The sequence below is a fragment of the Caulobacter sp. genome (assembly GCF_965279145.1).
GTDB lineage: Bacteria > Pseudomonadota > Alphaproteobacteria > Caulobacterales > Caulobacteraceae > Caulobacter.
Window position 1 is genome coordinate 779,303 of the sequence record NZ_OZ257139.1, and the last position, 14,507, is coordinate 793,809.

At 66.8% G+C, this 14,507-nt stretch carries 13 protein-coding genes; 5 read left to right on the forward strand and 8 right to left on the reverse strand.

Annotated features, from left to right (window positions below; translation table 11 throughout):
- Together ACQY9P_RS03610 and ACQY9P_RS03615 are read right to left on the reverse strand one after the other, a co-directional pair.
- On the reverse strand, positions 1-561 hold the full coding sequence (locus ACQY9P_RS03610) for a VOC family protein (protein WP_421736626.1): 561 nt from the start codon (positions 559-561) through the stop codon (positions 1-3).
- Between the two features lie 71 nt (positions 562-632).
- The gene (locus ACQY9P_RS03615; protein WP_421736625.1) at positions 633-992 is read right to left on the reverse strand and encodes a phage holin family protein; all 360 of its coding nucleotides are present in this window, start codon (positions 990-992) and stop codon (positions 633-635) included.
- A 217-nt stretch (positions 993-1,209) separates the two neighbouring features.
- Between ACQY9P_RS03615 and rpoH the strand changes: the two genes are divergently transcribed.
- Positions 1,210-2,097: an RNA polymerase sigma factor RpoH gene (rpoH, locus tag ACQY9P_RS03620; protein WP_421736624.1), complete on the forward strand. Its 888-nt coding sequence runs from the start codon at positions 1,210-1,212 to the stop codon at positions 2,095-2,097.
- A gap of 132 nt (positions 2,098-2,229) precedes the next feature.
- A complete protein-coding gene (locus tag ACQY9P_RS03625; protein ID WP_421736623.1) occupies positions 2,230-2,931 on the forward strand; it encodes an alpha/beta fold hydrolase in 702 nt (233 codons plus the stop codon).
- A gap of 50 nt (positions 2,932-2,981) precedes the next feature.
- Here ACQY9P_RS03625 and ACQY9P_RS03630 read toward each other — a convergent pair whose 3' ends face one another.
- From ACQY9P_RS03630 to ACQY9P_RS03655, 6 genes are all read right to left on the reverse strand, one after another.
- Entirely contained in the window at positions 2,982-5,678 is a 2,697-nt protein-coding gene (locus ACQY9P_RS03630) for a TonB-dependent receptor (RefSeq protein ID WP_421736622.1), read from the reverse strand.
- 201 nt (positions 5,679-5,879) lie between these two features.
- Positions 5,880-6,689 (reverse strand): response regulator, encoded by an 810-nt coding sequence (locus tag ACQY9P_RS03635; RefSeq protein ID WP_421736621.1) that lies wholly within the window; start codon positions 6,687-6,689, stop codon positions 5,880-5,882.
- A gap of 98 nt (positions 6,690-6,787) precedes the next feature.
- Complete coding sequence (locus ACQY9P_RS03640) at positions 6,788-7,900, reverse strand: hypothetical protein (RefSeq protein WP_421736620.1); 1,113 nt, start codon at positions 7,898-7,900, stop codon at positions 6,788-6,790.
- Positions 7,901-7,998: 98 nt separating this feature from the next.
- Positions 7,999-9,702: an ATP-binding protein gene (locus tag ACQY9P_RS03645; protein ID WP_421736619.1), complete on the reverse strand. Its 1,704-nt coding sequence runs from the start codon at positions 9,700-9,702 to the stop codon at positions 7,999-8,001.
- A gap of 90 nt (positions 9,703-9,792) precedes the next feature.
- The gene (locus tag ACQY9P_RS03650; RefSeq protein ID WP_421736618.1) at positions 9,793-11,079 is read right to left on the reverse strand and encodes an adenylosuccinate synthase; all 1,287 of its coding nucleotides are present in this window, start codon (positions 11,077-11,079) and stop codon (positions 9,793-9,795) included.
- 123 nt (positions 11,080-11,202) lie between these two features.
- The gene (locus ACQY9P_RS03655) at positions 11,203-11,811 is read right to left on the reverse strand and encodes an acyloxyacyl hydrolase (RefSeq protein WP_421736617.1); all 609 of its coding nucleotides are present in this window, start codon (positions 11,809-11,811) and stop codon (positions 11,203-11,205) included.
- Between the two features lie 100 nt (positions 11,812-11,911).
- Here ACQY9P_RS03655 and ACQY9P_RS03660 point away from each other — a divergent pair, with 100 nt between their 5' ends.
- The 3 genes from ACQY9P_RS03660 (at position 11,912) to ACQY9P_RS03670 (ending at position 14,484) form a co-directional block, all read left to right on the forward strand.
- On the forward strand, positions 11,912-12,889 hold the full coding sequence (locus ACQY9P_RS03660; RefSeq protein WP_421736616.1) for a threonine ammonia-lyase: 978 nt from the start codon (positions 11,912-11,914) through the stop codon (positions 12,887-12,889).
- A gap of 3 nt (positions 12,890-12,892) precedes the next feature.
- Positions 12,893-13,126, forward strand: coding sequence for a hypothetical protein (locus tag ACQY9P_RS03665; RefSeq protein ID WP_421736615.1), 234 nt, complete (start codon positions 12,893-12,895; stop codon positions 13,124-13,126).
- Positions 13,127-13,287: 161 nt separating this feature from the next.
- The gene (locus tag ACQY9P_RS03670; RefSeq protein WP_421736614.1) at positions 13,288-14,484 is read left to right on the forward strand and encodes a DSD1 family PLP-dependent enzyme; all 1,197 of its coding nucleotides are present in this window, start codon (positions 13,288-13,290) and stop codon (positions 14,482-14,484) included.
- Positions 14,485-14,507 lie beyond the last annotated feature (23 nt).

Genomic DNA, 14,507 nt, shown 5'->3' on the forward strand with positions numbered 1-14,507 from the left:
TCAGGCCTCCGCCGGGACGCGGAGGCTGCCCGGCTGGTGGCGCACATCCTCGGGCGTGAACGGCCGGGTGAAGGCCGCCAGCTCCATCATGATGCCGTTGGGATCGGTGAAATAGACCGAGCGCACGAAGACGCCGTCGTGAGGCTTCGACGCCACGCCCATGGGGCTGTCGTCGTGATTGACCACCATCGGGAAGGTCTCGACCCCGGCGTCGACCAGGCGCTGGCGCCAGGTCTCAAGCTCGTCCTGCGGCACCGAGAAGGCGATGTGGTTCATCGAGCCCACGGCCGTGCGCGGCTCTTGCGGAAAGGCCTTGACCGAGGCGATCCCCGGCGCGGCGGGCGGGCCGTCGGGCCACCAGAAAAAGGCCAGGCTGGAGCCGCCCCCGCAGTCGAAGAAAAAGTGCTGTCCGCCGTCCGGCAGTTGCACCGTCTTGATCAGCGGCATGCCCAGAACTTCGGTATAGAATTTCGTGGTCTCCGCCATGTCGCGGCAGACCAGGGCCAGGTGATTGACGCCGGCGATAGTCATCACGGCTCTCCTCCCGCGCGCCGGTCCCATGGCCGGCGCGTCTGTGGCGGGCAGGTTAGATCAAGATCGCCGAGCGGGGCAGTGTGACGTTGCGGCGCCCCCTAGGCCCGATCCGACGTCCCATCCCCCATCAGCACCTGACCGCCCCAGCTGACCACGCCCACGACGAGCGCGCCCAGGATGCCGGGGATCAGACCCTTGACGACCAGACCGTCCAGCAGCCAGGCAACCAGACCCAGCATCGCGCCGTTCACCACCAGCAGGAAAAGGCCCAGGGTGACGATGGTGATCGGGAAGGTCAGCACCACCACGATCGGCTTGACCACCGCATTGACGATCCCCAGCAGCAGGCCGGCGATCAGCAGGGTGGTCCAGCCGTCGGCCGAGATGCCGGGAACGAACCGCGCGGCGATATAAAGGCCCAGCGCGGCGAACAGCACGCGGAAGATCAGTCGGAACATAGGGCCGCCCTCAGTTGAGTTTCGCCGCAAGATCGCCGCGAAGCCGCTTCGGTTCAAGGCCATGACCGATACGATCAATATCCGAGCCCGCGCGTGGGACATTACAAATGCGTTATCGGACTTAACTTGGCCGCAACCGCTCCCTATCTCACCTGTTGTGAGGGGATGATGGCGCGCGGCCCGCGTGCGGATCCGCGAAGCCGAAGGGGATAGTACCATGGCCGTTAGTTCATTGTCTGTGATGTCGCCGGATGGCGGCCTGTCGCGCTACCTCACCGAAATCCGCAAATTCCCGATGCTGCCCAAGGACGAGGAGTTCATGCTCGCCCAACGCTGGAAAGAGCATCAGGACTCTGAAGCCGCCCACAAGATGGTCACCTCGCACCTGCGTCTGGTGGCCAAGATCGCCATGGGCTATCGCGGCTATGGCCTGCCGATCGGCGAAGTGATCTCCGAGGGCAATGTGGGCCTGATGCAGGCCGTCAAGAAGTTCGAGCCCGACAAGGGCTTCCGCCTGGCCACCTACGCCATGTGGTGGATCCGCGCCTCGATCCAGGAATACATCCTGCGCTCGTGGTCGCTGGTGAAGATGGGCACGACCGCTGCGCAGAAGAAGCTGTTCTTCAACCTGCGCAAGGCCAAGAGCCAGATCGAGGCCTTCCAGGACGGCGACCTGCGTCCCGACCAGGTCAGCGCCATCGCCACCAAGCTGGGCGTGCTGGATAGCGAGGTCATCTCGATGAACCGCCGCCTGTCGGGCCCCGACGCCTCGCTGAACGCCCCCCTGCGTTCGGACAGCGAGAGCGAGTGGCAGGACTGGCTGGCCGATGACGACCAGGTCTCGCAAGAGACCGTCGTCGCCGAGAACGAAGAGAAGTCCCTGCGCATGGGTCTTCTCGAGGAAGCCATGGTCGAACTGACCGATCGCGAACGTCACATCCTGACCGAGCGCCGGCTGAAGGACGACCCGACCACCCTGGAAGACCTGGCCACCCACTATGGCGTCAGCCGCGAACGGGTTCGCCAGATCGAGGTCCGGGCGTTCGAGAAGCTGCAGAAGACCATGCGCGAAGCGGCCATCGCCAAGAACATGGTCGAGGCCTGATTTAAGATGCTCCCCCTCTGGGGGAGCTGTCGCGGAGCGACTGAGGGGGCCTTCACGGCATAGGCCCAGTTGGCCCCCTCCGGCCCTCTGGGCCACCTCCCCCAGAGGGGGAGGACCTCCTATAGGTGGGACATGCCCGCTCCCCTCCCCCAACTCCTCCTGCTGACCGGCCTCCTGAACGACGCCGAGCTTTGGCGCGATCAGATCAGCGGCCTCGCCGACATCGCCCGCTGCCACGTCCCCGACCTGACGCGCGGCGAAACCATCCGCGAACTGGCGCAGTCCGTGCTGGCCGAGGCCGAGCCGACCTTCGCCCTGGCCGGGTTCTCGATGGGCGGCTATGTGGCCCAGGAGATCGCCCGCCTCGCGCCCGAGCGGATTCAGCGCCTGGCCCTGATCGACACGTCCATCCACGCTGACAGCCCTGACCGAGCCATCCGCCGCAAGGCCCTGGACGAGGCCGCCCGTCGACCGGGGGCCTTTCTGGGCATCAGCCACGCGATCCTGAAGAGCTATGTCGACGCCTCGCGGCTGGACGACGTCGCCCTGACCAGCCGCATCATCGACATGACCCAGCGCCTGGGCCGCGAGGTGTTCCTGCGCCAGAACGGCCTGGCGCGCGAGGATGGCGAAGCGGCGCTGAAAGCCCTGCGCTGTCCGATGGTGATCATCTGCGGCGAGAACGACCAGATCACGCCCGCCGAGGGCCATCGCGCCATGGCCCGGGCGATCGGCTGCTCGCACCTGCTGGTCATCCCCAACGCCGGTCACATGACGCCGATGGAGGCGCCGGGCGCGGTCAACGGGGCCCTGCGCCACTGGCTGGACCGATAACAAAAAGGCCGGCTGATCGCTCAGCCGGCCCCCTTCAGGTCTGAAGGACCCTAGAAATTGAAGCGGATGCCCGCGACGTAGCGGCGGCCGAACTTCTCGTATTCGATCGGATAGCGCGACTGGTCGCCATAGCGGCGCGCGCCCTGATTGCTCAGGTTGCTGGCGTCGAAGAAGCCTTCCATGCGCTTGTTGAACTGGTAGCGGGCCGAGAAGTCGACTTCCTCGTCAGCGTTCCAGTAGATGTCTCCGTTATCGACCGGATAGACGCCGCCGTTGATGACGCGATACGTACCGATCGATTGGCCCCAGGGCGTGCGGTACTGGTAGGCCAGGCGCAGGCTCCAGCCGTACTTTTCATAGAGCGCCTGCAGATTGTAGACGCCGTCCGAGGTGCCCAGCAGGCTGATCTTGCGGGCCGGCACGCCGTTGACGGCGGGCAGGTTGATCTCCGACTTGGTCCAGGTGGCCGAGGCGCGGACGCCGAAGCCCTGCATCCATTCGGGCAGGTTCAGGTCTTCGGCCAGTTGCTTGGCGCTGCCCGAATAGAACAGTTCCAGGCCTTCCAGGTGGCCGTCGCCGCCGTTGTCGATGCGGCTGACAACATAGCTGCTGCGGTCGATGCCGCCCGAGTTCAGGGTGTCGTTGCCGAACACGCCCGAGGTCTGGACCAGGACATCCTTGATGTCCTTGTAGAACACGCCGGCCGACAGGAAGCCTTCCGGGTTCATGTACCACTCGACATAGGTGTCGAGGCCGATCTGCTTTTCAGGCTTGGCATAGGGATTGCCGCCCGAGATCGTCTGCGAGGCGTCGTTGAAGGTGTAGTTGGGACGCAGGTCGTCAAAGTCGGGGCGCGAGGCCGAGGTGGTGACGCCCACCCGCAGCTTGACGTTCTCGCGCACGTTCCAGTTCAGGTGAACGCTGGGATAGACCAGGGTGTCGTCGCTGGAGGTCTTGACCAGGCGGTTGCCCGCCGGCGTGGTTCCGGCGGCCGGGAAGGCGACATAGGCCTCGCCGGTGTTCTCGATCTTCTCGACGCGGGCGCCGTAGACGATGTTGCCCCAATCGAAGGTGGTGGTGGCCATGCCGTAGCCGGCGGTGATCTTCTCGCTGACCTTCCAGTAGTTGGACAGGCCGTTGCTGTAGACCGCGCGACCGGCGGCGATCTCGTTCTTCATGAACGCGTTGGTGCGGCCCTTGTCGGTGTAGCGGAACGTGTAGTTCAGGTTCTGCGAACCCAGGTAGCCGATGGAGTCGGCGAACAGGTTCCAGGCCGGCGCCTCGGCGGCGGCGAAGGTGCGGGTCCAGCCGAACTCGCGCGACTTCTTGGTGCGATCGGTGAACAGGCCGCCGAACTCGAACTTGGTCGGCAGACCAAACAGCTCCGCCTCGCGATCGATGTCGAACTTGGCCGTGTAGGCGCCGGTGATGTCGCCGCCGTCCAGATAGGACAGGTTCTGCATCGGGAAGGCGAACGCCTCGATATCGGTGACCTGGGCGCCCTTGGTGCGGGCCGTGGTCGTGCCGCCGGTCGTGTAGAGCTTGACCGTGTTCACGTCGCCATTGCGGAAGTCGTATTCGATGGTCGGACGCAGCAGGAAGCTGGACGGGCTCTGGAACGCGCCCGAGGCGGTGTTGTTACGGCCGTCGTTGGTGAAGGTGTAGTTCAGGCGCCAGGACAGGTCCCAACCCGACAGGCTGTGCTCGCCGCCAACGGTGTTGGTGGTCATGAACTCCTTGGTGTCGCGATAATCGATGCGGGCGTTGATGCGCGCGCCGTACACGGTGCCGAAGGTGGGGCTGTTGCCATTGATGTAGGCGGCGCTGGTGTAGCTGTTGCCGGCGGCGTCCGTGCCCTGGTCCAGGCGGAAGATGAAATTGTCGCGCAGTTCGTCGTCATGGTACAACGTATTGATCGTGCTGAAGAATACGCTGTTGTTGTCGTCGAACTTGTAGTCGATGCGGGTCGAGGCCGAGATGTTCTCGCGCACCAGGCGATAGTGCTTGTTCTCGTGTTCGCGGGCGAAGTGCTTGGTGGGGTCGACCGTGTTCGACAGGTAGGGATCGGTCTCCCAGTTATCGGTCGCCATGCCGCGCGAATAGTACGAGGCCTGGGCCACGACGCCCAGCTTGCCGTCCATGAAGATGTTGGAATAGACGAGATTGGTGTCCAGCTCGGTGCCGTCGCCCAGCTCGACCACGCCCATGCCGAACTTGCCGGTGACCTTCTGGCCCTTGTAGTCGAAGGCGCGGCGGGTGCGGATGTCGACATTGCCGGCGACCGTGTCGCCCGGCATCGACGGCACGATGGCCTTCTGCACCGTGATCATGCTGGCGATGGCCGACGGGATGTTGTCGAAGCGCGAGGCGCGGCCCTCGGGGCTGACCACGCTGAGACCGTCGAACGACAGGGTTGTCCAGTAGACCGGGGCGCCCCGCAGGTTGACATAGCGGGCCTGGCCCTGGTCGCGCTCGATGCCGACGCCGGGCAGACGGCCCACGGCGAAGGCGATATTCTGGTCGGGCAGGTTGCCGACGGCGTCGGCCGACAGGACGCTGACCAGCGAGTTGGAATTGCGCTGCGCCAGAAGGGAGGCCGCTTCGCTTTCCGCCATCGGACGGCGGGCGGTGACCAGGAGTTCACTGACCTCGGCGCTGTCGGCGGTCTCGGGCGCGGCAGCGGTGACGGCGGCGTCAGGGCCAGCTTGAGCGGCGGACGCAAGGCTGAGCGCGGACACCGCGCCCATCAAAAGAACTCGAATTTTCAATGTAGCCCCCTTCGAAAGCGGGGGCAGGGTTAGTTAAGCTCGATGACGGATTTTTACCGTTTAGGTTGTCGAATTGTGACGACCAGCCGAACAACGGCGTTGTGCGGCATGAGGGTCACACCGGCGCCATGATAGCCAAACACATCGCAAAACCCATCTTTGTCGCCAAATGCGGCGGTATTACGCCGCGCCGCGACCGCCGTTGTCGTCCGCGGCCGTGAAGACCAGCAGGGAATCGATGCGCGCCAGCAGGTCGATGCGCGCCTGGGGCCCGGCGGCCTCGCTCCTCACGCACTGGTCAAGCGCGGCGGCGGCCGCGACCAGCCGCGGCTCCTTGACCGCCTCGCCCACCTTGCGCAGCTCCAGGGCCTGAGCCGCCAGGGCTCGGCGGGCCTGGGCGGGATCGCTGTCCAGGGCCTGGGCGGCCGAGCGGACGATGCGCAGCGCCTGGGACAGACGCGCCGCGACCGTGCCCGCGGCGTCGGCCTTGCGCTTGCGCGGTCCCTTGTAGTCCGCCGAATTGAAGCGGCGACGGTCGGGGCCGACATACTGCACCGCCTCGATCCAGTCGCGGGGCTTGAGGGTCACCGCTTCCAGGCGGCGCTCCAGGTCCCCGATCGTGAACGGCTTGCGCATGAACTCGTGCACGCCGGCGTCGCGGGCGCCGAAGATGATCTCGGCCGTGGCCTCGGCGGTGCACATGATGATCGGCGCCTCGCGGCAGACCAGGTCGCTTCGACGGATCGTCCGGGTCAGCAACACGCCGTCGAGACCGCCGCTGGTCGATTCCACGAAGATCAGCTGCGGGTCGACAGTCCGGGCCATCGCATAGCCCTTCTCGAGGGTCTGGGCCGGATAGATCTGGACGTTGCCGAGCTGGCGCAGCTGATCGGCCAGCAGACGGGCCGTCGCCGGATTGGGGTCGACGACCAGCACCCGCTGAACCTTGGCGGCGACACGCTGGATTGTGCGGATATTGCCGTCGAACACCGGACCAATCGGCTCCTGATAGACTTACTCGAAACGACTCTAGCAGCCGTTCGTAAAAATCAGCTTGATAACGTTATGCGAAAACAGCCTCGCCGCGATCAGCTGGTCAGGGTCACGCTAAGCCCGCCTTCGAAATCCTGAAAGATATCGATGGCTTCGTCCACATGGGCCGTGGGCGTACGCCCCTCGGCGAAGCGGTAGCGCCAGTAGCTGGCGATATGCGAGATCACCCCGACCTTTTCACCCAGAGAGATGAACATCTCGGGCGCGCGCAGGAGGAAGTCGCGGAAAGCCTGTGGCTTACCGTTGTCGATCAGATCCTCGAAGGCGTCGTCATAGATCTTGATGGCCCGCTGCACGGCGTTGCGCTCGACCACCACGCCGCCCTGCAGGCGCCGGCGGGCGTCGTCGAGATAGCGGGCGGTCTCGGTGTCGCGCGCGCCGGAGATCACCAGCTGGCCGATCTCGCCGCTGACGGTGGCCATCTGCGGCCACAGGCGGGTCAACATCCACTTGTAGTAGAGGAAGCCCTTCCAGCTGAAGACGCCCTCCTTGAAACTCTCGCCCTCCATGACGAGGGTCGCGCGCAGGGGCTCCAGCCGCTCGTCGACGTCGGTGGACAGCAGGGCCTCGACCAAGCGCGCCACATGGGCGCCCGAGGTGCGGCCGGTGTGGCGGTAGGCCAGCTCGATCAGCCGAGTGATCTCGGCCGCGACAAAGCCCTGCATCTGCGCCAGATCGCCCGACGACAGGGCGAAATAGCAGGGCGCGATGTTCATGCCGTGCCGGCGCAGATGTTCGCGCAGCAGGAAGGGGTCCAGCGACGGCAGCATGTCGATCATGCTGAGCGTCGCAAGGTCGCGCGTCATGTCGGTGCGGTCGTTGGAGGCCTCGCGCAGCAGTTCGACCCAGCCGCGCTGGCCGACGAAGAACGACTGGCCGCCCAGGCCCAGGTCGGTGCGGTCGAACGGGATGATGATCTTGGTGGCCGTCGGCCGCGCCTCGTCGAACAGGAAGATGTCGTCGTTCCGCAGGCGATGCTTGAGGATCAGGGCGGTGTTGAGGATCCGGTTGCGAAACAGCGGATGCTCGGCGTGCTCTGGCCGGTGGCCGCTGTCGGCCTGGATGGCCAGCAGGTTCAGCACGCGGCTCGTCGAGGCCGTTCGCTCCAGGGCCCGCAGGCTGCGCGTGACGCGGTCAACGCTACGCACCGGTTTCAACTTGCGACGCGCTGACAAGGTTTCTGCTCTCTAGGGGGGGATGAAGGTTCGTAGCGCTCGCGCGCTAAAAGTTCGCTAACCGAACGTCGTCAGGCCGACAGACGCGTCGGCGCCACCGAGCCGACCGCGAGGCGAGCCACCGCCTGCAGCAGCTCGGCGGGGCGGATGGGCTTGGGGTGGGCATCGTCAAAGCCCTGGCTCAGCAGCCTCTCGGCGTCGCCAGACATGGCGTCGGCGGTCAGGGCCAGGACCGGGATATCCGCTCGCCCGGCCTCGCCGGCGCGGATGCGGCGCACCGCCTCGACACCGTCCATGCCCGGCATGTGGACGTCCATCAGCACCACGTCGAAATCCTCGATCAACAGGCGGGTCAGGGCCTGATGGCCGTCGCTGGCGGTGGCGACGACGATGCCGGCCGCCTCCAGGATCGCCCGCGCGACCGTCAGGTTGACGGCGTTGTCGTCGACCACCAGCACCCGCGCGCCGTCGATGTCGAGGACCGGCGCCGCGGCGCCATGGCGCGCCGGAGCCTGAGCCAGCGGCAGGGCGAGGGAAACCTTGAACGTCGAGCCGGCGCCCACGGCGCTGGTCACGGTGATATCGCCGCCCATCAGCTCGGTCAGATGCCGACAGATCGTCAGGCCCAGCCCGGTTCCGCCGAAGCGGCGCGCGGTGGATCGATCACCCTGGGTGAATGGCGCGAAGAGATGGCTCAGTTGCTCTTCGGTCAGGCCGACGCCGGTGTCCGAGACCGACAGGGTCAGCCCGCCCGCCTCGCCCGGCGCGATGGCGATGTCGACGCGCCCGCTCTCGGTGAACTTCAGCGCGTTGGAAACCAGGTTCAGCAGCACCTGACGCACGCGCAGGGCGTCGCCCAGCAGCCAGGCCGGGGTGTCTGGCGTCACCGTCAGGACCAGCTCCAGCCCCTTGCGGCGCGCGGTTTCGTTCCACGCCTTCTGGATCTGGCCGGCCAGCTGGCGCACGTCGAACGGCGCGCTTTCCAGCTCCAGTTTTCCGGCCTCGATCTTGGAAAGGTCGAGGATGTCATTGAGGATGGTCATCAGGCCGTCGCCCGACTGGATGATCATGTCCAGATAGTCGGCCTGACGGGCGTCCAGCTTGGTCGCGCCCAGCGCATGGGCCAGGCCCAGGACGCCGTTCATCGGCGTGCGCAGTTCATGGCTCATCATCGCCACGAAGGCCGACTTGGCGCGGCTGGCCTCCAGGGCCTCGATCTGGGCCCTCTCCAGCGCCAGGGCGTTGGCGCGCAGCGCGCGCGAGGTTTGCACCATGTAGCCCAGCAGGCCCAGCAGGGTGAACGCCACCACGGCCAGCTCCCACGGCTTGAACCCGCCCGAAATCAGGGGCGCGGCGGCCAGGGCGATGAAGGGCGGCGGAGCCATGACCAGCAGGGCCGCGCGGTTCAGCGCGGCGTATTTCAGCGCCTCGATCAGGAGGCCGAACATCATGACCAGCGCCGCGAACTTCATGGCCTGGGGCCCATACGCCCAGCTCAGGGTGGTCATGACCGACCAGGCCAAGGTGAAGAGTCCGGGCACGCCCAGCCGGACCACCAGGGAGGGGCGTCCACCGCGCCGCCTCAAAAAGGCGACAACGACCAGCAGGCTTTCCAGAACAGCGTTCACCGCCAGCCACGCCAGCATCGCGACCGCGCCGAAATAATAGCCCAGCAGGCCGCTGACCATCATCGTCACGGTGAGGCGCGCGGTCCGGCTGCGATGGCTCATATCGAGCATCGCGCCGTCCACCCCGTCATCGAGAAAATCGCGCAAGCCCAACGGCTATCCCCACAACGCCAAGTCGCGGGGACGCTAGTCCGAACAAGCTTCACAAGCGTTTACGCAACGCCTGTCGCGCGCATTCTATCCCTGAAAAGGATCGCGCATCAGGATGGTGTCGTCGCGTTCGGGGCTGGTCGACAGCAAGGCCACCGGGGCGCCGATCAGTTCCTCGACGCGGCGCACATACTTGATGGCGTTGGCGTTGAGGTCCTTGAACGAGCGGGCGCCGGCGGTGCTTTCGCTCCAGCCTTCCATCTCTTCATAGATCGGAACGGCGGCGGCCTGATCGCGCATGCCGGCCGGCAGATAGTCGACCTCGCGGTCGCCGATCCGGTAGCCGACGCAGATCTTCAGCGTCTTCAGGCCATCCAGCACGTCCAGCTTGGTCAGGGCGATGCCGTGGATGCCGTTGATGGCCACCGACTGACGCACCAGAACAGCGTCGAACCAGCCGCAGCGGCGGGCGCGGCCGGTGTTGACGCCGACCTCGCGGCCCACGGTGGACAGGTGCTTGCCGACCTCGTCATCAAGCTCGGCCGCGAACGGACCTTCGCCAACGCGGGTGGTGTAGGCCTTGACGATACCCAGCACATAGCCGGTCGCCGAAGGGCCCATGCCCGACCCGGCCGAGGCCTGGCCGGCGACAGTGTTGGACGAGGTGACGAACGGATAGGTGCCGTGGTCGACGTCCAGCAGGGCGCCCTGAGCGCCCTCGAACAGGATCTTGCGACCGGCCTTGTAGGCCTGGTCCAGCACCCGCCACGCCGGCTGGGCGTAGGGCAGGATGCGCGGGGCCAGCTCCATCAGGGCGTCGAACAGCTCCTGGGCGCTGGCTTCCGGCAGACCCAGGCCGCGACGCAGGGCGCCGTGGTGGCTGAGCAGGCGCTCGATCTTGGGCTTCAGGGCTTCGGGGTCGGCCAGATCGGCGACGCGGATGGCGCGACGGCCGACCTTGTCCTCATAGGCCGGGCCGATGCCGCGGCCCGTGGTGCCGATCTTCTGGCTGGAGGCGGCCTCGCGGGCCTGGTCCAGGTCCTTGTGCAGCGGCAGGATGAGGCAGGAGTTGTCGGCCAGGATCAGCAGTTCGGGCGAGATCATCACGCCCTGGTCGGCGATCTTGTCGATCTCGCCCAGCAGGTGCCAGGGATCGACGACCACGCCGTTGCCGATCACCGACAACTTACCTTGAACTACCCCAGAGGGCAGCAGGGCCAGCTTGTAGACCTTGCCGTCGACCACCAGCGTGTGGCCGGCGTTGTGGCCGCCCTGAAAGCGCACGACGACGTCCGCCCGGTTGGACAGCCAGTCGACGATCTTGCCCTTGCCTTCATCGCCCCACTGGGCGCCGACGACGGTCACATTGGCCATGGTAGAGATATGCCTTGTCACCTGCCCGGTGACGTCACGCGGCCCTTCGACAGGACTCGGCCGCAGACGTTTATTCGATTTTGGGCGGCGACACGCTGTCCGTCAAAGCGGACCGGCGCGAAGTCAGAAGGCGTAGACCAGCCGAACCCCTACGTCGTCAAGCCCCTGGTTCTTGCCCTGGTGGAAGATCTGGCCGTTGGACAGGTGCGTGTAGCTGAGCTCGCTGGACCAGCGGTCGTTGAATTTATAGCCCAGGGCCAGCTCGGGCTCGAACAGCACCTTCGAGCCGAAATCGATGCGGGTGTAGTAGAGGTTGGTGCGGCGATCGCGCTCAGCCTGGGTCAGGCCCGGCGCGTTGGCGGGCGGCAGGCCGGCCTTGCCGTCGGTATAGGCCAGGCCAAAGCCGGGCCGCAGATAGAAGCCGCCGGGCGCGCCCAGCTCGATCGGCCAGTCAAAGCCCGTGGCCACGAAGTTGGAGGTGTTGTTGGTGTTCAGCGACACGAAGACGTGAACCTGCGGCTTGCCCAGCCAGGTCAGGTTTTCGAGCCGGTCGGTGCGGTAGCCGATGTGAATATCGGCGCCGTCCTCGCGGCCAGCGGCGCCCAGCCCAACGGCGTCGCCAAGGAACGTGACGTCGTGCTTATAGGCGCCGACGAACACTTCTTCGGCCAGGACGGGCGCGGCCAGGCTCAGCGCGGCGGCGGCCACGGTGGCGAACAGTGCGGTCTTCATGTGGTTTCCCTGAACAGCCCAACCCCGAGCCGGTTATGGCTTGAACGGCGAAGCTCGCAAAGGGTTTCGATCGGACCACGAGCGAGCTAGACCTTTTCGCATGACCATCACACTTTCCGACATCCAGGCCGCCGCCGGCCGCCTCCAGGGCCTGTCCGTCGAGACCCCGCTGGTGGAAAGCCCGGCGCTGAACGCGCGCCTGGGCGGCCGCGTTCTGCTCAAGCCCGAGACCCTGCAAAGGGCCGGAGCCTTCAAGTTTCGCGGCGCCTATAACCGCCTCAGCCAGTTGACCGCCGACGAGCGCAAGCGCGGCGTCGTGGCCTTCTCGTCCGGCAACCACGCCCAGGGCGTGGCCCTGGCGGCCCAGTTGGTCGGCTGCCCCGCCCTGATCGTCATGCCGTCCGACTCGCCGGCCGTGAAGGTGGCCGGCACGCGGGGTTTCGGGGCCGAGATTCGCTTCTACGACCGCTTCACCGAGGACCGCGTCGCCATCGCCGACGAGATCGCCCGCGAGCGCGGCTGCGTGGTGGTGCCCTCCTATGACGACCCGCACATCATCGCCGGCCAGGGCACGCTGGGGCTTGAGATCGTCGAGCAGGCCAGGGCGCTGGGCGTCACGCTGGACCGGGTGCTCTGCTGCGTCGGCGGCGGCGGGCTGATCGCCGGAACCAGCACGGCGGTGAAGGCCCTGTCGCCCTCGACCCAGGTGTGGGGCGTCGAGCCGGCCGGCTTCGACGAGACCCGCCGCTCGCTGATCTCGGGCCAGCGCGAGACGATCGACAAGGACGCCCGCTCGATCTGCGACGCCCTGCTGACCCCGATCCCCGGCGAGCTGACCTTTCCGATCAATCAGCGCAACCTGACCGGCATCGTCGCCGTCACCGACGCCGAGGTGGCCGAAGCGATGCGCTACGCCTTCTCTGTGCTGAAGCTGGTGGTCGAACCCGGCGGCTGCGTGGCCCTGGCGGCGGCGCTGGCGGGCAAGATCGAGGTGGCCGAGCAAAGCTGCGCGATCGTCCTGTCGGGTGGCAATGTCGACCCCGCCCTGTTCGCCCGCATCCTGAACGGAGAGATCTAGCCCATGCAGACCTATCTCTTTCGTGGCCCCGGGCGGATCTTCGGCGTCACCGGCGAGGCGACGGGCGCAAACCTGCCCCAGCGCTACGCCCCCTGGACGGCGGTCAAGGCGGTTGAAATGATCCGGGGCCAGCCGATGCCTGGCGTGGAGGTCGACGACTGCCTGGACGATCTCGAGGTCTATGGTTTCCACGTGACCGACGCCCATGTGCGGATCACGGAAGAGGCGGCGCTCTAAGCGGTTAGGCTTGACGCCAACAACAACCGTCATCCCGCGCTTTATGCGCGGGACCCATGGTTCAGTTGGCAGGAGCGTGTTCCATTCCTCTCGGCACGTGCGGCGGACGAATGGGTCCCGCGAACAAGTCGCGGGATGACGGTTGAAGGGAAGGGAACAACATGAAATTTCCGAGCGCGGACGCCCTCCCCCAGACCCCCCTGCTGGTCATCAACCGCGCCGCCCTTGAGCGGAACATCACCCAAATGCAGGCCCTGTGCGACGCCGCCGGGGTCCGCCTGCGGGCCCATGGCAAGACCCACAAGTGCTCCACCCTGGGCCGGCTGATCGTCGAGCGCGGCGCGGTCGGCCTGTGCGCCCAGACGGTGGGTGAAGCCGAGGCCTTCGTGGCTGGCGGGATCACGGATGTTCTGGTCACCGCCCCGCCGCCGGCCTGGGCCGGCCCGCGACTGGCCGCCCTGGCCAAGACCGGCGCGACGATCGGCGTCACCGCCGATGACGAGGGTCAGATCGACCGGCTGTCTGACGCCGCCGTGGCGGCCGGGACGACGCTGGGCCTAGTGGTGGACCTGGATCTCGGCACCCACCGCACCGGCGCCTATCCGCATGAAGCCCTGACGCTGGCCCGCGCCGCCGACGCCGCGCCCGGCCTGCGCTTCGCCGGGATCCAGGCCTATCTGGGCCACCTGCAGCACATGGACGACGGCGACCTGCGCCGATCCGCCGACGAAGCCGCCTTCGCGACGCTGAAGGCCCTGGTCGCCGAGCTGACCGCCGCCGGTCTCGCCCCGCCCGTGGTCACCGGCGGCGGCACGGGCACCCACGCCTTTGACCTGGCGTCGGGCGTCTTCACCGAGCTTCAGGCCGGCTCCTACGCGGTGATGGATGTCGAATATGACGACTGCGGCCCACCCGGCGGCGGCGCCTGGCCGTTCGAACCGGCGCTCTACGTCGCCGCCAGTGTGGTCTCGACCCGCCACAAGAGCCATGTCGTGGTCGACGCCGGCTTCAAGGCCATGTCGATGGACGGTCCGCCAGCCCGCGTGATTTCGGGCGCCGCGCCGGGCTCGCTGTGGCGACCGATGGGCGACGAGCACGGCATGATCGCCCACCCGTCGATGATCGACGTCTTGAAGGCCGGCGGCCGCGATCCCCTGGGCTTCGCCGGAGCGGTGACCGCCGCCGACGCCGACCCCGCGCGCGCCTTCCCCACCGATGCGCCCAAGGTCGGCGACATCGTCTGGCTGCAGCCGGGCCACTGCGATCCGACGATCAATCTCTATGACGCCCTGCACGTCTGGGACGGCGAGCGGCTTGAGCGCTGGGCGGTGGATGGGCGGCGGGTGACGTCCCTCTAATTCCGCTCTCCCCGGCGAAAGCC

Excerpts from the sequence above, each read along its gene's own strand:
- ACQY9P_RS03610 (WP_421736626.1), bottom strand. The coding sequence starts at position 561 with ATGGGACCGGCGCGCGGGAGGAGAGCCGTGATGACTATCGCCGGCGTC.
- ACQY9P_RS03615 (WP_421736625.1), bottom strand. The coding sequence starts at position 992 with ATGTTCCGACTGATCTTCCGCGTGCTGTTCGCCGCGCTGGGCCTTTAT.
- rpoH (WP_421736624.1), top strand. The coding sequence starts at position 1,210 with ATGGCCGTTAGTTCATTGTCTGTGATGTCGCCGGATGGCGGCCTGTCG.
- ACQY9P_RS03625 (WP_421736623.1), top strand. The coding sequence starts at position 2,230 with ATGCCCGCTCCCCTCCCCCAACTCCTCCTGCTGACCGGCCTCCTGAAC.
- ACQY9P_RS03630 (WP_421736622.1), bottom strand. The coding sequence starts at position 5,678 with ATGGGCGCGGTGTCCGCGCTCAGCCTTGCGTCCGCCGCTCAAGCTGGC.
- ACQY9P_RS03650 (WP_421736618.1), bottom strand. The coding sequence starts at position 11,079 with ATGGCCAATGTGACCGTCGTCGGCGCCCAGTGGGGCGATGAAGGCAAG.
- ACQY9P_RS03655 (WP_421736617.1), bottom strand. The coding sequence starts at position 11,811 with ATGAAGACCGCACTGTTCGCCACCGTGGCCGCCGCCGCGCTGAGCCTG.
- ACQY9P_RS03660 (WP_421736616.1), top strand. The coding sequence starts at position 11,912 with ATGACCATCACACTTTCCGACATCCAGGCCGCCGCCGGCCGCCTCCAG.
- ACQY9P_RS03665 (WP_421736615.1), top strand. The coding sequence starts at position 12,893 with ATGCAGACCTATCTCTTTCGTGGCCCCGGGCGGATCTTCGGCGTCACC.
- ACQY9P_RS03670 (WP_421736614.1), top strand. The coding sequence starts at position 13,288 with ATGAAATTTCCGAGCGCGGACGCCCTCCCCCAGACCCCCCTGCTGGTC.